This window comes from Immundisolibacter sp., assembly GCF_028696615.1.
Classification (GTDB): domain Bacteria; phylum Pseudomonadota; class Gammaproteobacteria; order Immundisolibacterales; family Immundisolibacteraceae; genus Immundisolibacter.
Map to the genome: position 1 here is coordinate 1 of NZ_JAQVGQ010000034.1, position 16,658 is coordinate 16,658.

A 16,658-nucleotide genomic window follows, 5' to 3' on the forward strand; every position below is an offset into this window, starting at 1 on the left:
GCGTGGGAGGTCGCCGACCATAGGCGGTGCAGTTCGATGCGCGGCGCCTGCAACAGCACCCGCCCGCCGTGACGCACCACGATGTCGCCATCGGCGCGCGGCGTGCCGATATCCACCAGCGGGTCGCGGATGCCGCACGCGCCGGCCAGATCCTGCACTTGGCCGACATCCGCCGCGCGCACCTGCACCACGGCGCCGACTTCCTCGTTGAACAGCGCGCGCAGCGCGTGGCCGCCGGCGTGGTCGAGATCGATGTCCAGCCCGCTATGACCGGCGAAAGCCATCTCGCACAGCGTCGCCCACAGGCCGCCGTCGGAGCGGTCGTGGTAGGCCAGCAGCCAGCCCCGGCCAGCCGCCTCGCGCACGAAGCGGAACAGCCCCGCCAGCAATTCCGGGTGGTCGAGATCGGGCGGCGTGGAGCCGGTGGCGCACAGCACCTGCGCCAGCGCGCTGCCGCCTAGGCGTCCGCGTCCGGCACCCAAATCGATCAGCAGCAGGCGGCTGTCGCCGGCGTCGAGCCGCAACTGCGGCGTCAGCGTGGCGCGCACGTCGCCCACCGGCGCGAAGGCGCTGACCACCAGCGACACCGGCGACACCACGGCCTTGTCGGTGCCGTCGGCGTCGCGCCAGGTGGTCTTCATGGACAGCGAGTCCTTGCCGACCGGGATGGCGATGCCCAGCTCCGGGCATAGCTCCATCCCCACCGCGCGCACGGCGGCGTACAGCGCCGCGTCCTCGCCGGGCTCGCCGGCCGCCGCCATCCAGTTGGCGGACAGCTTGATGGCAGACAGCTCGCCGACGTCGGCGGCGGCGATGTTGGTGATGGCCTCGGCCACCGCCAGGCGCGCCGCGGCCACGGCATCGAGCACAGCCACCGGCGGACGTTCGCCGATCGCCATCGCCTCGCCGGTATAGCCATAGAAATCGCTCGCGGTCACCGCCACGTCGGCCACCGCCACCTGCCAGGGGCCGACCAGCTGGTCGCGCGCCGTGCGCCCGCCGACGGTGCGGTCGCCGATGCTGATGAGGAACCGCTTGTCGGCCACCGCCGGCAGTTGCAGCACGCGCCGGGCGGCGTCGGCGATGTCCACGGCGTCGAGGTCGAACGGCACCGGGCTTGGCGGCAGCGTGCGCACGTCGCGCCGCAGGCGCGGCAGACAATCGTGGCCGCCGGATTGCGGCGCGGCGCCCTGTCCGAGCAGGGAATGCAGCTCCACATCCACCAGCAGCCGACGCGCGGCGCCGTCGTACAGGCGCAGGTGACCGTCGTCCGTGACCGTGCCCAGCATCGCGAACGGGCAGCGCTCGCGCGCACAGATGGCGGCGAACTGCTCACGCCGGTCGGCGCGGATCACCAGCACGTAGCGCTCCTGCGCCTCGTTGCACCACAGCTCGAGCGGCGACAGGCTGGGATCGGCGCTCGGCACGGCGCGAAGATCGAACACGCCACCGCGGCCGTCGGCATCGACGATTTCCGGCACCGCGTTGGAAAGCCCGCCGGCGCCCACGTCGTGGATGGCCACAATGGGATTGCCCGCGCCGAGCTGCCAGCAGCGGTCGATCACTTCCTGCGCGCGGCGCTGCATTTCGGGATTGCCACGCTGCACGGAGTTGAAGTCGAGCTCGGCCGTGTTGTCGCCCGCGCCCAACGACGACGCCGCGCCGCCGCCGATGCCGATGCGCATGCCGGGCCCGCCCAGCTGCACCACGAGACCGCCCACCGGCGGCAGCTCCTTGTGCACCTGCTGCGGCACGATGTTGCCCATGCCGCCGGCCAGCATGATCGGCTTGTGATAGCCGCGCACGCGCCCGCCGACGGTCTGCTCGTAGGTACGGAAAAAACCGGCCAGGTTCGGGCGGCCGAATTCGTTGTTGAAGGCAGCGGCGCCGATCGGGCCCTCGACCATGATGTCGAGCGCGCTTGCGATGCGGTCCGGGCGGCCATAGGGCCGTTCCCAGGGCTGCGGCAGCTCGGGCAGTTCGAGGTTCGACACCGCAAAGCCGGTGAGACCCGCCTTGCTGAAGGCACCGCGCCCGGTGGCCGCCTCGTCGCGAATCTCGCCGCCGGCGCCGGTGGCGGCGCCCGGAAACGGCGCAATCGCGGTCGGGTGGTTGTGCGTCTCCACCTTGGCCAGGATGTGCGCTCGCGTGGCCAGCGGCCGGTACTCGCGGCTGTCGGCGTCCACCACCAGCAGCCGCGCCGGCGGGCCTTCCAGCACCGCGGCGTTGTCCTTGTAGGCCACCAGCGTGCCTTGCGGGCTCTTGCGGTGGGTGTGGCGGATCATCTCGAACAGCGACAGCTCCTGCGCCACGCCGTCGATGAACCACTCGGCGTTGAAAATCTTGTGCCGGCAGTGCTCGGAGTTGACCTGCGCGAACATCATGAGCTCGACGTCGGTCGGGTTGCGGCCGAGGCGCGCGAACCAACGCTCGAGGTAATCGAGCTCGTCGGCCGACAGTGCGAGGCCCCAGGCGCGGTTGGCGCGTTCGAGCGCCGCCCGCCCGCCGCCCCGCAGATCGACCTCCACCGACGGCGCCGGTGCCGGCGCCTCGAACAGGCGCGCGGCCTGCGCGGCATCGGCGATGACGACCTCGGTCATGCGGTCGTGCAGCAGCGGCGCCGCGGCGGCGAGCTGCGCGGCATCCGGCGCGCCGTCGGCAACCGTGAGGCGATAGCGCACGCCGTGCTCCACGCGCCGCACGCCGGCCAGCCCGCACACGGCGGCGATGTCGGTGGCCTTGCTTGACCAGGGCGTCTGTGTGCCGGGACGCGGCAGCACCAGCAGCTCGCCGGGCGCGAGCGCGAGCGCAGCGGGCCTGGCCGGCAGCAGCGCGGCAAGACGGTCGAGATCGGCGTCGGCCGCGACGTCGGCCAGATACACGGCATCCGCCTGCACGCCAGTCAGCGCCGGCAGGCGCGCCGCGAGCGCTTCACGCAAGCGCGCGAGCCGAAACTCGCCCAGCGCCGGCCCGCCAATCAGAAACGCAGGCTGTGCCATGGCTCAGCCCGCCTCCGGCAGGTCCACGCCCAGGCGCCGGGCGACTTCCTCGTAGGCTTCGACCACGCCGCCCAGGTCCCGCCGGAAGCGGTCCTTGTCCAGGCGCTCGCCGCTGCCGGCGTCCCACAGCCGACAGCCGTCGGGCGTGAACTCGTCACCCAGCAGCAGCTCGCCACCGTGGTGACCGAACTCGAGCTTGTAGTCCACCAGCGTGATGCCGGCCGCGGCGAACAGCGGCTTCAGCACCGCGTTGACCTTCAGGCTCAGCTCGCGCATGCGCTTGAGATCCGCCGCGCTCGCCCAGCCGAAGGCCAGCGCGTGGTCCTCGCTGATCATGGGGTCGTGCAGGGCGTCGTTTTTCAGGAACAGCTCGTACAGCGGCGGGTCGAGCAGCTGCCCTTCGGTCACGCCCAGGCGCCGCACCAGGCTGCCGGCGGCCACGTTTCGCACCACGCATTCCACCGGCACCATGTCGAGCCGGCGCACCAGGCACTCCTGCGGGCCGACCAGGCGCACGAAGTGCGTCGGCACGCCGGCCTGCGCCAGGCGGGTCATGATGAACGCGTTGATGTGGTTGTTGACCATGCCCTTGCGCTTGAGTGCCGCCTTCTTCTCGCCATCGAAGGCCGAGGTGTCGTCGCGAAAATGCATCAGCAGCAGGTCCGCGTCGTCGGTGGCGTAAACGGTCTTGGCCTTGCCTCGATACAGCTCGGCGCCGTGCGGGTAGCTCATGGTCGGATTCCGTTTCAGGGAGAAAAAGGTCAGGCCAGCGTGCGCCAGTCGAGGCCGTGGTCCTGGTCGGCGACGGCGATCCAGTCGGCGCTGCAGCCGAGGGCACCGGCGACCGCGGCGCGGGCCAGATCCGGGCGGTTATTGTGCTCGCTCAGATGGGCGGCCACGAAATGCTGCAGGCGACGGGTGTCGAGCCGCCCCACGAAAGCCGCCGCCGCCTCATTGGAAAGATGGCCAAAATCGCCATCCACGCGCCGCTTGAGCGCCGGCGGATACGGCCCGCCGAGCAGCAGCTCGCGATCGTGGTTGCACTCCAGCAGCAGAGCATCGCAGCCGCCGAGCAGGCTGTGCATGTGTGCCGTGGTGTGACCGAGGTCGGTCACCGCCGCAAACCGCCGCGCGCCGTCGGACAACACGAACTGGCAGCTTTCGCGCCCGTCGTGCGGCACCGGAAACGGGGTGATGTGCAGATCACCGATCGACCACGGCGCGTGACAATTGATGGTGTACGTCTGCGGCAATGCGCCGACCTGTGCCGCCAAGGCCGCCAACGTGCCGGGCGTGACCCATACCGGCAGGCGGCCGGCGCGCGCCACCGGCCCCACACCACCCACGTGATCGCCGTGCTCGTGCGTGAGCAGGATGGCGGTCAGGTCCGACAGGTCCAGACCGAGCCGCCCCAGGCGCCGGCGCGTTTCTGAAACACCAAACCCGCAATCGATCAGCAGCGTGGTGGTGCCGGCCTGCACCACGGTGGCATTGCCGCGACTGCCGCTGCCCAGCGTGGCGAAGCGCATGCGGCGCCGCTTATTCGAGGTTCTGCTGAATCTTGCGCAGGATGTCCTCGGCGATCGGCGCCGTGACCAGCTTTTCTTTCTCGTCGAACACCAACACGTTGGTGTGGTCGCCTTCGGACTGCAGCAGCACCAGGAAGCGGTCCTTGGCGGTGGTTTCGCTGCCGGCCCAGAACATCAGCGTGCGCGCCAGGCGCCCGCGCGGCTTGCTGTGCTTGTAGTCGACGAAGTACAGGCCGCGCGACCGGTCGCGGTCGTCGACGTTCATCTCGGCCGCCTCGATGGCCTTACCAACCGTCCGCCAGGCACGCCCGAAATCCAGCGGCACCACCAGGCGCGGCGCGCCATCGGCGCCGCGTTCGATGCGTGGGCCGGCAGGCTGCGCCGCCGCCGCGTCGCCGGCCAACACCTCCGGCGGCGGCGCCGCACCAGCGGCCCGCTCGCCGGCTGCAGCCGCCGGCGCGCTGCCGTCGTCCACGCCGGGCACCACCAGGGCCGAAGACCCGCCCGCGCCGGTCAAGTCCGGCGGCACCTCCAGCGGCGGCAGGGCCTGCGCCTTCGGGTACTGCTGCTCCTGCGGGTCGTGGCCAAGCACCCCGGACAGCATTCCGCAAGCACCCAACATCGGCGCCGCGAGGCCCAGCAGCAGGGTCCGCGGCAATCGCACGGAAAACGACATGGTGCCTCGCAGGATCACAGGACGGACGCCTGGCGCATGGCCGCGCGTACGGTGTCGTGATAGGCGTCGGACAAGGGGATCAGCGGCAGGCGAATGCCGGGCTCGATCAGCTCGAGCGCGGCCAGCGCCCATTTCACCGGAATCGGGTTGGCCTCGACGAACAAATCGCGGTGCAGGGCCTGCAGCGGCGCGTCGAGCGCCATGGCCTGCTCGCTGTCACGGGCCAGGGCGGCCTCGCACATGGCCGCCATGGCCCTGGGCGCCACGTTGGCGGTCACCGAAATCACGCCGCGAAAACCGCGCAGCATCAGCTCGGCGGCCAGGGCATCCTCGCCGCTGAACAGCCAGAAATCGGCCGGGCAGCGCTCGAGCAGCTCGATGCCGCGCTGCAGACTGCCGGTGGCGTCTTTGAGCCCGACGATGTTCGGGATCTCGGCCAGGCGCAGCACGGTGTCGGTTTTCAGATCGCAGGCGGTACGACCGGGGACGTTGTAAAGAATCTGCGGGATGGCGACCGCCTCGGCCACGGCGCGGAAGTGCCGGTACAGGCCTTCCTGGGGCGGCTTGTTGTAATACGGCGTCACCAGCAGACAGGCGTCCACGCCCGCGTCGGCCGCCGCCCGCGTGAGCTCGATGGCCTCGTGGGTGGAGTTGGCGCCGGTGCCGCCGATGACCGGCACACGCCCGTCCACGCGCCGCACCACCTCGGCGATCACCCCGATGTGCTCATCCATGTCGAGCGTGGGCGACTCGCCGGTGGTGCCGACGGCCACGATGCCGTGCGTGCCGGCCTCGAGATGAAAATCGACCAGCCTCGCCAGGGCCGCATAATCTATCGCCCCGGACGCAGTCATCGGGGTAACCAAGGCGACGATGCTGCCGTGGATCATGCAAAAGTCCGGCTGTAAAAGCCCGGTATGGTACTGACCCGCCCCGCCGACTGACAAGCCAAGCCCCTACCCCCTCCCGCCACGCGGAAAACCCCATGCCCGAACCGATCATCGGCGCTGCGGCGCCCGACTTCAGCCTGCCGGCGACCGGCAACCGCACCATCAGCCTGCACGCGCTGCGCGGTCACCCGGTGGTGCTGTATTTCTATCCCAAGGACAGCACGCCTGGCTGCACCCAGGAAGGCCTGGATTTCCAGGCCTTGGCGGGCGAATTCGCCGCGCTTGGCGCGCTCATCCTGGGCGTCAGCCGCGACAGCGTGGCCAGCCACGAGCGCTTTCGCGCCAAATACGGCTTCACCTTCGACCTGCTGTCGGACGCGGACGGCGCGGTATGCCGTGCCTACGACGTGATCCGCGAAAAGAACATGTACGGCAAGACCGTGCTCGGCATCGAGCGCAGCACGTTTCTGATCGACGCAGACGGCGTGCTGCGCGAAGCCTGGCGCAAGGTGAAGGTCAAGGATCACGCCCGCGCGGTGCTCGAGCGTCTCAAAACGCTCACCGCGAACGCCTGATGCCCGTCCCTTGCATGGATGCCCACAAGCACCGGGAAACGGGCGTGCGCCGGCCGATGCCTCACCCGCCATCGTCGTGCTGCAGCCAATCCCAGACGCGATCGCGGATCGCCTGCGCCCCGGCCCCGCTGAGGCTCGACAGGGCCAGCGGCGGCAACACCACCGCCATGTCCGCCAGCCGCGCCTGCGCCTCGCGCATCGCCGTCAGTAAGGCGCCGCGGGCGAGCTTGTCGGCCTTGGTCAGCACCGGCTGTACCGGCAACGACAACCGCGCCGCGGCCTCCAGCAGCTGGCGGTCCGCCACCTGCAAGGAATGGCGCACGTCCATGAACAGCAACAGGCCGCGCAGACACCGCCGGCTGGCGAAATAGGCCGGAATGACCTCACCCCAGTCCCGGCGCTGCGCGGCCGAGGCGGCCGCGTAGCCGTAACCGGGCAAGTCCACCAGCCGGCGCCGCTCGTCGATGCTGAAGAACAGCAGTTCCTGCGTGCGACCGGGCGTCTTGCTGACACGCGCCAGCGCACGCTGCCCGGTCAAGGTATTGAGCGCACTGGACTTGCCGGCGTTCGAGCGGCCGGCAAACGCCACCTCGGCGCCTTCGTCCGGTGGCAGATGCGCAAGCGCCGCGGCGGCACGCCAGAAGCGAGCGGCCTGCAAGGGGTTGGGGAACGAGTCGGACATGCTGGACATGGAACCTGGATAAAGCGCCAGCCGCATCGCGGCAATGGGGGCGGGCGAGGGGCGGACATCGACTGCTGCTAGAATACCGCCCCGTTTGCGCCGCCCTACGTGAGCCGGCGCGGCGAAATCCAAAAGCCCATACCAATTCAACACGCACATCGGGAGTCTGCGGATGCAAGGCTGCAAGTGGATCGTGGTGGCTGTCGCCCTGGCAATGGCGGGCGGCGCACAGGCGGCGGGCGATGCCGCGGCCGGCCAGCAAAAATCGGCCCCCTGCCAGGCCTGCCACAGCACCGATGGCAACAGCGCCGTGGGCATGTACCCGAAAATCGCCGGCCAGCACGCCAGCTATACCGAACGACAGCTGAAAGCCCTGCGCGACGGCCAGCGCAAGGACCCGGTCATGTCGCCGATGGCGGCCAACCTGAGCGACCAGGACATCGCCGACCTGGCCGCCTACTTCGCCAGCCAGAAGGTGACGCTCGGCAGCGTGCCGGAGGATGCGGTCGCCGCCGGCGCGCTGGTCTATCGGGCCGGCAACGCCAAGACCGGTGTGCCGGCCTGCATGGCCTGCCACAGCCCCGACGGCAAGGGCAATGGGCCAGCCGGCTGGCCCGCGCTCGGCGGTCAGCATCCCGAATACATCGCCAAACAGCTCGGCCTGTACGCCAGCGGCGAGCGCAGCACCGACATCAACGGCATCATGCGCGACATCGCGGCGCGCCTGAGCAAGGCGGAAGTCGACGCCGTGTCGCACTACGTGTCCGGCCTGCACTGACGCCGCCATGCGGACACCGTTCATGCGCCTGCCGCTGCTCACTGGCCTGCTCGTCCTGCTGCTGGCCACGTTCGGCGCCGTCCACGCCGAACCGTGGGCGGAATTGCCGCAGGCGCAGCCGACGCGCAACCCGGCCAAGGTCGAGGTGATCGAGTTCTTCTGGTACGGCTGCCCGCACTGCTACGCGGTCGAGCCGCGGGTGGCGCAATGGGCCAAGCGCCAGCCGGCCACGGTGGAGTTCATCCGCATTCCGGCCGTGTTCAACCAGCGCTGGGCGGTGCTCGGCCGCGCCTATTACGCCATGCAGCAACTCAAGCTGGGCGACGACGCGCACCGGGCACTGTTCGATGCCATCCACCGCGACCACAAAAACCTCAGCGACGAGGCGAGTCTTGCCGAGTTTTTTGCCGGTCTGGGCGTGTCGAAGGAAAAATTCCACGAAGCCTTCACGTCCTTCGATGTCGACAGCAAGGTGGGCCGCGCCAACCGCATGACCGCCGCCTACGGGCTGGAAGGCGTACCCACGTTCATCGTCAACGGCAAGTACCGCATCGACGGCACCACCGCCGGCAGCGAAGAAGGCATGTTCATCGCGCTCGACCAGCTGGTGGCCCGGGAACTGAAGGCGCTCGGCACGCGCTGATCGTCCTGCCGGGGGGGGGCGCACTGCGGGCGTGACCCGGATTGCAGCGACCAAGGAGCCACTGAGTTTTATTCAGCGGTTTCCCTCCCTGAAGCAAAAAACGGCTGCCACCTCGCCGATGGCAGCCGGATGCTTCCCCTCCCCTTCTTTATTTCATTGCTTGAAGGAACCGCTGATTTATTCAGCGGTTCCCTCCGGGGCAGGATGCCCCGGCATGAATCAAGGGCGTAAGCCATTGATTCATGGAGCGTCGCGCGGGCGTGTACCGCGCGACGGCGAGCTGAAAAATTCCATGGACGGAATTTTTCAGCCCTTCCTGAACGGATCCACCACCGGCTTGATCTCCTCCAGCCGGTGCATGCGCTCCATGGCGGTCGGAATCTCCGCCAGGCCGTAAGTGCCGCCGAACAGCCGCTCGAACGGGAACCTGTCCTTCTGCGCGGCCAGAAACGCCAGCGCCTCGCGGTAGTACTCGATGCCTGCCGAGCGGATGCCGTGGACGCTGATCTGCTTCATGACGAAGGCCATGCCCGGCACCTGTGCCGGCTGCGGATCGCCGGCGCCGATGACCACGATGCGCCCACCCATGCGCGTGACGGCGATGGCCTCCTCGAGCGCATGGTGCGAGCCCGAGCACTCGAACACCAGATCGGCGCCGCGGCCGTCGGTAAGGCTGCGCACCAGCTCGGCGCGCTGCCTGACATCGGTTTTCTCGATGTTGCACACGGCATCGGCGCCAAACGCGGTGGCGACTTCGAGCCGCCCGTCCGGCGCGCCGAAGCAGATCACGCGCCGGGCGCCGAAGGCGCGTGCCGCCGCCACGCCGTACAGCCCCACCGGCCCGCTGCCCTGCACCAGTACCGTTTCGGCCGGACGAATGCCGCCGGCGCGCGCCGTGGCGTGCATGATGGTGCGCAGCGCGCAGCTGGCCGATGACGCCCAGTGGCTCGGCACCTCGTCCGGCACGCGCACCACGTGGCAGTTCGGCAGGATGTAGGCGTACTGGGCGAAGCCGCCCAAAAGATGCGGCGGCTTGCTGCAGTCGGCGTAGCCGTAGGGCGTGAAGTTGCTGCACAGCGTCGGCTGATGCACCACCACGCAGTAGTAGCACTTGCCGCAGTAGGCGTAGGCCCAGATCACCCGGTCGCCCTTGGCGAGCGGCGCGCCGGCCACATCGGTGTCGCGCCCGGCGCCGAGTTTCTCGATCACGCCCACCATCTCGTGCCCCAGCACCGCCGGCGTCTTGGACACCGGCTGCAACAGGCCCATGTGCACGTGATGGTCGGTGCCACACAGCGTGGCGCGGTCGATCTTGACCACGATGGCGCCGGGTTCCGGCTCCGGCACGTCGAACTCGCGGACTTCGAGCGGTTCCTTGTAGGCGGTCAACACCAGCGCCTTGGCTTTCATATGAGGCGAATCTCCACGTTCTTGCGCCCTTCGGCGCCAAAATAATGCACGGCCTTGAGCTGCGTGAACGACACCAGCTCCTCGAGCGTCTCCTCCTGCCCGAGGCCGGAGTTTTTCTGCCCGGCAAAGCCGAAGCCCGGAAAGTGCTTGGACGAGCCGTTGATCCACACCGTGCCGGATTCGACCCGGCGCGCGAACTCCATGGCGGTGTCGAGGCTGGAGGTCCACACACTCGCGGTGAGGCCATATTCCACGGCGTTGATGTCTTCCAGCATCTTCGCCTCGTCGTCCCAGGGGATCAGCGCCAACACCGGCCCGAACACCTCCTCGCGGAACAGCGTGTGCTCGCGGCTGACGTCGTAGAACACCGTCGGCGGCACGTAGAAGCCCTTGTCGAACGGCGGCGTGGTGAGCCGCGTCCCGCCGGTCAGCAGCGGCAGGCCCTCGCGCTTGGAAAGATCGATGTAATGCATGGTCTTCTCGAACTGCTGCGGCGTCGACAGGCCCGCCATCAGCGTGTCGGGGTCCATGGGATCGCCGATGCGGATCGCCTCGCAGGCGGCCTTGATGGCGGCCTTGCCCTGCTCGTACAGGGAACGGTGGATGAAGATGCGGCTGGTCGAGCCGCAGCTCTGGCCGGCGGTCTGGTAGAAGTTCATGCCGTGCACGGCCGACGTGAACGCCTGCTCGGCATCCGCGTCGGGGTAGATCACCATCGGGTTCTTGCCGCCGAGCTCGAAGGTGAAGTCCTTGATGTAACCGGACTCGGCCGCGATGCGGTAGAAGGCCAGCGCGGCGTTTTTGCCGCCGGTCAGCGTGATGCGCTTGATGTCCTTGTGACCGACGATGGCCTCGCCGACCGGCCGGCCGCCGGTGAGCACCTGGATCAGCCCCGGCGGAATGTGCGGGGCGAGAATCTCGCCCATGCGCAGCGTCGACAGACTGGTGTGCTCGGACGGCTTGATGATCAGCGCGTTGCCCATCAGCAGCGGCGCTGCGATGCGCATGATGCTGAACATCAGCGGGTGGTTGAAGGCGCAAAACCGCGCCACCACGCCAAACGGCTGCGGCAGCGTGAAGTGGATGTTGTCGCCGGTGAAGCGGTCACCGGAGCGGCCGAACACCTGTGGCGCCAGGCCCATCTGATGGCGCAGCATGCCGACCGAGGCGCGCACGTCGGCGCGCATCACGTGGATGGGGCTGCCGGTGTCGAGCACGTCGAGCCGGGCCAGTTCCTCGCCGTGCTGCTCCAGCACCGCCGCCAGCTTGCCGACCAGCGCGACGCGCTGGAACAGCGGCACCTTGGCCCATTCGCGCTGGGCGGCCAGCGAGCCGCGCACCGCCTCGTCCACCAGGCTGGCGCACTCCGGCACCGAGCCGATGATCTCGCCGGTGGCAGGGTTCAGCGCCGGAAAACGCTCGCTGATCTTCGGAAAGGTATTGTTGACCAGCGGCGCGAAGTCGTAGCTCACGCGTTTTTACCTCCTTGAAAAGAAGACCCCGGGCCGAACCCGGGGTCGTTAGCAGGCCAGGGCTGGCTTGCTCGCCTATCAAGCACGTCAAGTACTTGATAGGCGGAGGCCGTCGCGGACCGGTGCCGCGACGAGCCGACTTAAAAAAAGGCAGAAAGCCTTTATCAACGGCCTGTTAGAGCACCCGCCTCAGCCAGCCTCAGGCCGCGGCGCGGCTGAAGCCCATCTGCTTGCGGTACCACTCCCACCAGACGATGTTGGCGATTTCGTCGTTCTGGCCGGACTTGTACGGGTCGGCGTCCTTGCGCACGCCCTTCAGGAAATAGGCGGTGCTCGGCCCCGCCTTGAGCGCGCTTTGGATGCGCGAGAACACCGCCGCGTCTTCCAAACTGACCAGCCCGGATGGCCCGAGCAGGTTCGACGATTGGCGCAGGCGATGGCGGACCATCGCCTCGTCGTCGTCCTCATGACAAAAGTAGGCCCAATGCACCTCGGTCTTGAACGGCCCGCGCGGGATGCCGAAGCGGAAATTGAACATATCGAGATGCTTGGTGCCGAACGACACCAGCGACGGGCACACCACGTACGAACCCTGGCTCGGGTCGACGCCCTTGAATTGCACCAGGCTCGGGTCCTTGAGGAAATCGCTGTTGCGCGCGGCGGCCAGCTGCGACACCAGCGCGATGTTGCCGTTCTCGGAGATCGTGCACTGGCCCTTGCCGCCCTGCCAGTTCAGCAGCTTGAAAGCGGCGTGCAACAACGGCGGGTGGTAGCCGTCCTGGTCGCGGTAGGTTTTCCAGTTGGCGTTGTACATGATCTTCTGGTAGCCGAGCAGCTTCAGACGCCCGTCGCCACCCAGCGAGGCACGCAGCGGCTCGGCGATCTCGCCGAGCTGGTCGGCGAGCGGACCCGCGTGGTCGTCCAGGGTGGCGAACACCAGCCCCGCGAACACCTCGAAGCGCACCTTGCGCAGGCCATAGTCGGCCTTGCAGAAATCTTCCGGGAAGTCGTTCTCGCCGGGTACGCCGCGCAAGTTGCCGCCGTTGTCGAACAGCCAGCGATGGTAGGGGCACTGGAACTCGGTGGCACAACCGCGCACCTCGGGCACCAGCAGGGTGCCGCGGTGGGTGCAGGCGTTGTGGAACACGCCGACCTCACCGTTGTCCTGGCGCGTGATCAGGATCGGCACCTCGCCGATGTAGAAAGTCTTGTAGTCGCCGGCGTTCGGGATCTCCCCCACGTGAGCCACCGGGTGCCAGTGCGGCCCGTAGAACAGGCGCTCCATCTCGAGCTGATAAATCTCGGCGCTCTCGTAGAGCATCTTCGGGATGGCGTTCGGCTTGGCCGGAAAAACCACCAGGTCCTGGATGAACTGGGTGTTGGCGTTCATGCGTGGGGCTCCTTCGATATTGGCGAGCGAATCAAGCGGCCGACGGGAGCCGGGCGCCCTTGGCGTCCAGTTCGGCGGCCAGGTCCATCACCCCTTCGTAGAAAATGCGCGAGGCTTCGAGTGCGGTGTCGAGGCCGGCCAGCACGTCGGCCGCCAATTCCGGCGTGGTCACGTGGCGCTTGATGGGCGCCCACACCTGCTTGCCGGCGTGTTCGAGGTCGGCCTTCTCGTGGTAGCGGAAGAAGAACAGCTGCTCGTCGCTGAGACCGAGATCTTTCTGCCACTTGTCGGCGCTGATGTTGGTCTCGCGGTCGATGGCGGTCAGCACGAATTCCTCGAGCGAGGTCGCCAGCCAGCCGATGATCCAGTGCCGGTTGCGGCAGAGGTTTTCGGTGACCTGGTGCCAGATGTCGGTCTTGGCGTTGGGCTTGGCCTCGTGCAGCTGCTGGTCGGTGAGGCCGAGGTTGCGCGCCATCTCGAACAGGATTTTGGTGTGCGGCGCCTTCAGGTTGTCGTCGTAAACCAGCTCTTCCAACATCTGAGCGATGGTCTTTCGCACCACCGCCTGATCCGGGCAGCGACTCATCCAGGCCGGCCGGTAGCTGGAGCTGAACAGGCGGTTGCGGATGGAGTGCTGGATCATCCATGCCTGCGCCATGCCGACGGTGAGCTTGCCGGTCAACCACGGCCAGGTGTTGGCAGACGCCACACAGCGGGCTGCGATGCGATCGACGATGTCTTGATGGGGCATGATGTTTCTCCTCGTGACGATCTTGTAGACGGCGCCCGCGGACGGGTGCTTGAATACCCGCCCACGAAACGTTCGGTCAGCCGGCATGGTCGCCCTGTGACCGTGTCAAGTCAAGAACGCCCATCCCGCGCAACAGTCAAGGAGACGACAGATGAAATTCGGCCTGTTCTATGAAATGCAGGGCGCATCCGACCGCAGCGATGTGGCGCTGTACCAGGAACACCTCGACCAGTTCCGCCTGGCCGACGAACTGGGCTACGACTGCCTGTGGCTGGCCGAGCTGCACTTCCAGCGCGCCTACTCCATCCTGCCAGCGCCGCTGCTGCTGGCCGCCGCGGCCAGCCAAATCACCCGGCGCATCCGCCTGGGCACCGGCATCTCGGTACTGCCCATCAACCACCCGCTGCGCCTGGCGGAAGAAATCGCCACCCTGGACATCCTGTCCAACGGCCGGGTCGATTTCGGCATCGGCCGCGGTCACCCGATGACCGGCATCTACGAGCACTTCAACGTTGACATCGAACAGAGCAAGGCGCTGTTTCGGGAAAACCTGGGCATCATCCGCCTGGCCTGGACCGAGGACGAGTTCAGCTACAAGGGCAAGTTCCACACCATCGACCGCGTGCGGGTGGTGCCAAAACCGGTGCAGAAGCCGACGCCGCCGACCTTCGTGTCCGCTTTCAGCCCGGACACCTTCGATCTGGCTGCCGAGTACGGCTTCAACCTGTTCCTGCCGGCGCAGGTGATCCCGGTCGAGCAGCTCAAACAGGCCATCGGCGCTTACCACGCCGCACTTGCCAAATACGGGCGTGACAAGTCGCACTATCGTGTGCCGGTGCTGCTGCCGGTGTACATCGACACTGACGGCGCGCGCGCGCGCCGCGACGTCGAGCGTGCCATGATGAGCTACTACGACATCATCGGCGTGATGATGGGCGAGATGATGGGCCGCCTGCAGGAAAAGCACGCCCAGTTCCCGGAAAGCTACAAGGGCTACCTGCAGCTCGGCGAGTTGACCCGGGATCTGAACTACGACTTCGTGTGCCGGGAGCTGGCCATCTTCGGCAGCCCGCAGGAAGCGGTGGACCGTATCGGCTTCCTGCGCGAACAGGTGGGGCTCGACGACATCATCCTGTGGACCAACGTCGGCGCCATGCCGCACGACAAGGTCTGCAACTCCATGCGCCTGTTCGCCGAACAGGTCATGCCGCACTTCGCCTGAGGTTCCAACCATGACCGACACCACCGTGCCCAACCGACCGGCCAAGCTGCAGGCCCTGTTCGATGACATGCAGCGCATTGCCGGCGATGACGCCCACCGCCCCGGCGTGCTGGAGCAACTCGCCGATGTGATGAAAAAAGCCGTCGCCGACCCCGAAGTGCTGGCCTATCTGCGCGACGCGACGACCGACAACCCCGACCTGTACGGCAGCATGAAGGACCCGGGCCTGGGCATCATGGGCGTGCATTCGTCCAAGATCGGCTACCGCGAACCGCACGATCACGGCGACTGCTGGGCCATCAACGTGCAGGTGGCGGGCAACCTGCGCCTGGTGCACTGGACCCAGGACGGCGTGGACCCGGCCACCGGCAAGGTGCGCCTGCGCAAAATCGACGAGGTGCTGATGGGGCCCGGCGATGTGGACTGCTCGCCGCCCGGCGTGGCCCACGAGCTGTACCCGGAAAGCGACGACTCGATCGAGCTTGCCGTGCGCTGCCATTCGCTGGCCAGCATCATCCAGAACCGCTACGACCGCACCTGCGGCGTGCACATCAAGTGGTCGTGGGGCCAGAAGAAGGCCGTCGCAACGGGTCAGTTCGAGGTGGTCGGCGAAGCCGGCCTGAACGCGCTGCCGCCCGGCGAGGCCATGACCGCGCGCGTCAAGTAAAGCCGGCAACCCCGCCCGGCCGACGGCCGGGCGGGCGTGCGCCCGCCGCATGGGGTGCGCCTCGCGCCGGCGGCTACCCGACCTGGAGCCCACGCATGCAGCGCTATCCCCTCTACATCGGCGGCGAGTTTCGCGAACCCGCCAGCGGCGCCTGGTTCGCTACCGAAAACCCCTACACGCTGGAACCGTGGGCGCAGATCGCCCGTGGCGATGCGGCCGACGTCGAGGCCGCGGTAGTCGCGGCGCGGCGGGCCTTCGAATCCGGCTGGGGGCGCAGCAAACCCGCCTACCGCGCCGCGCTGCTGCGGGCGCTGGCCGATCGTCTGGAACGGGCCGCGAGCGAGCTGGCGCAGATCGAAACCCGCGACAACGGCAAACTGATCGCGGAAACCACCGGCCAGGCGCGCTACCTGCCGTCGTGGTACCGCTACTACGCGGGCCTGGCCGAGACCCTCGAAGGCCGCCTCATCCCCATCGACAAGCCGGACCTGACCGTCTACACGCGCCCGGAGCCGCTTGGCGTGATCGCCGCCATCACGCCCTGGAACTCGCCGCTCATGCTGGCCACCTGGAAGCTGGCGCCGGCACTCGCCGCCGGCAACACGGTGGTGCTCAAGCCGTCCGAGTTCACATCGGCGTCCAGCATCGAGCTGGCCCGCATCTTCGACCAGGTCGGCTTTCCGCCGGGTGTGTTCAACGTGGTGACGGGCTTGGGCGGCGAGGTCGGCGCGCCGCTGGTGGCGCATCCGCAGGTCGCCAAGGTGGCGTTCACCGGCGGCGAGGGCGGTGGACGGGGCGTTTACAAAGCCGCCGCCGAGCGGCTCATCCCGGCCACCTTGGAACTGGGCGGCAAATCGCCCAACATCGTGTTCGCGGACGCGGACCTCGATCAGGCGGTCAAGGGCGTCATCGCCGGCATCTTCGCCGCCACCGGGCAGACCTGCCTGGCCGGCTCGCGCGTGCTGGTGGAAGAC

At 68.1% G+C, this 16,658-nt stretch carries 16 protein-coding genes; 6 read left to right on the forward strand and 10 right to left on the reverse strand.

All coding sequences use genetic code 11. The annotated features are described in order from the left end of the window. From purL to dapA, 5 genes are all read right to left on the reverse strand, one after another. On the reverse strand, window positions 1–2,999 hold a 2,999-nt coding region (purL, locus tag PHC73_RS03930), incomplete at its 3' end, for a phosphoribosylformylglycinamidine synthase (protein WP_300124726.1). 3 nt (window positions 3,000–3,002) lie between these two features. Next, window positions 3,003–3,731: a phosphoribosylaminoimidazolesuccinocarboxamide synthase gene (purC, locus tag PHC73_RS03935; RefSeq protein WP_300124728.1), complete on the reverse strand. Its 729-nt coding sequence runs from the start codon at window positions 3,729–3,731 to the stop codon at window positions 3,003–3,005. Between the two features lie 29 nt (window positions 3,732–3,760). Further along, the gene (locus PHC73_RS03940) at window positions 3,761–4,528 is read right to left on the reverse strand and encodes an MBL fold metallo-hydrolase (protein WP_300124730.1); all 768 of its coding nucleotides are present in this window, start codon (window positions 4,526–4,528) and stop codon (window positions 3,761–3,763) included. 10 nt (window positions 4,529–4,538) lie between these two features. Then, window positions 4,539–5,132 (reverse strand): outer membrane protein assembly factor BamC, encoded by a 594-nt coding sequence (bamC, locus tag PHC73_RS03945; RefSeq protein ID WP_300124732.1) that lies wholly within the window; start codon window positions 5,130–5,132, stop codon window positions 4,539–4,541. A gap of 86 nt (window positions 5,133–5,218) precedes the next feature. Beyond that, on the reverse strand, window positions 5,219–6,094 hold the full coding sequence (gene dapA, locus PHC73_RS03950; protein WP_300124735.1) for a 4-hydroxy-tetrahydrodipicolinate synthase: 876 nt from the start codon (window positions 6,092–6,094) through the stop codon (window positions 5,219–5,221). 95 nt (window positions 6,095–6,189) lie between these two features. Between dapA and PHC73_RS03955 the strand changes: the two genes are divergently transcribed. Next, a complete protein-coding gene (locus tag PHC73_RS03955; protein WP_300124736.1) occupies window positions 6,190–6,669 on the forward strand; it encodes a peroxiredoxin in 480 nt (159 codons plus the stop codon). Between the two features lie 61 nt (window positions 6,670–6,730). On the opposite strand, the gene yihA is transcribed toward PHC73_RS03955, so the two are convergent. After that, window positions 6,731–7,351: a ribosome biogenesis GTP-binding protein YihA/YsxC gene (yihA, locus tag PHC73_RS03960; protein WP_300124737.1), complete on the reverse strand. Its 621-nt coding sequence runs from the start codon at window positions 7,349–7,351 to the stop codon at window positions 6,731–6,733. Window positions 7,352–7,523: 172 nt separating this feature from the next. Here yihA and PHC73_RS03965 point away from each other — a divergent pair, with 172 nt between their 5' ends. Both PHC73_RS03965 and PHC73_RS03970 read left to right on the forward strand, forming a co-directional pair. Further along, a complete protein-coding gene (locus tag PHC73_RS03965) occupies window positions 7,524–8,129 on the forward strand; it encodes a c-type cytochrome (protein WP_300124739.1) in 606 nt (201 codons plus the stop codon). A 7-nt stretch (window positions 8,130–8,136) separates the two neighbouring features. Then, window positions 8,137–8,772: a thiol:disulfide interchange protein DsbA/DsbL gene (locus PHC73_RS03970; RefSeq protein ID WP_300124740.1), complete on the forward strand. Its 636-nt coding sequence runs from the start codon at window positions 8,137–8,139 to the stop codon at window positions 8,770–8,772. A 306-nt stretch (window positions 8,773–9,078) separates the two neighbouring features. Here the strand turns inward: PHC73_RS03970 and PHC73_RS03975 are convergent, their stop codons facing one another. The 4 genes from PHC73_RS03975 to PHC73_RS03990 all read right to left on the reverse strand — a co-directional run bounded on the left by PHC73_RS03975 (window position 9,079) and on the right by PHC73_RS03990 (window position 13,795). After that, window positions 9,079–10,182, reverse strand: a complete 1,104-nt coding sequence (locus PHC73_RS03975; protein WP_300124742.1) for a zinc-binding dehydrogenase — start codon at window positions 10,180–10,182, stop codon at window positions 9,079–9,081. Further along, the gene (locus PHC73_RS03980; RefSeq protein WP_300124745.1) at window positions 10,179–11,654 is read right to left on the reverse strand and encodes an aldehyde dehydrogenase family protein; all 1,476 of its coding nucleotides are present in this window, start codon (window positions 11,652–11,654) and stop codon (window positions 10,179–10,181) included. Before PHC73_RS03980 ends, PHC73_RS03975 begins: the two co-directional genes overlap by 4 nt. 199 nt (window positions 11,655–11,853) lie before the next feature. After that, window positions 11,854–13,044 carry an aromatic ring-hydroxylating dioxygenase subunit alpha gene (locus PHC73_RS03985; protein ID WP_300124747.1) on the reverse strand — a complete coding sequence of 397 codons (1,191 nt, stop codon included), beginning with the start codon at window positions 13,042–13,044 and terminating at the stop codon, window positions 11,854–11,856. Between the two features lie 31 nt (window positions 13,045–13,075). After that, window positions 13,076–13,795, reverse strand: a complete 720-nt coding sequence (locus PHC73_RS03990; RefSeq protein WP_300124750.1) for an iron-containing redox enzyme family protein — start codon at window positions 13,793–13,795, stop codon at window positions 13,076–13,078. Between the two features lie 151 nt (window positions 13,796–13,946). On the opposite strand from PHC73_RS03990, the gene PHC73_RS03995 reads away from it, so the two are divergent. The 3 genes from PHC73_RS03995 to PHC73_RS04005 all read left to right on the forward strand — a co-directional run. Then, complete coding sequence (locus PHC73_RS03995; RefSeq protein ID WP_300124752.1) at window positions 13,947–15,017, forward strand: LLM class flavin-dependent oxidoreductase; 1,071 nt, start codon at window positions 13,947–13,949, stop codon at window positions 15,015–15,017. Window positions 15,018–15,027: 10 nt separating this feature from the next. Further along, window positions 15,028–15,684, forward strand: a complete 657-nt coding sequence (locus tag PHC73_RS04000; protein WP_300124755.1) for a hypothetical protein — start codon at window positions 15,028–15,030, stop codon at window positions 15,682–15,684. 95 nt (window positions 15,685–15,779) lie between these two features. Next, window positions 15,780–16,658 (forward strand): aldehyde dehydrogenase family protein (locus PHC73_RS04005; protein WP_300124757.1); only part of this gene is annotated, 879 nt, incomplete at its 3' end.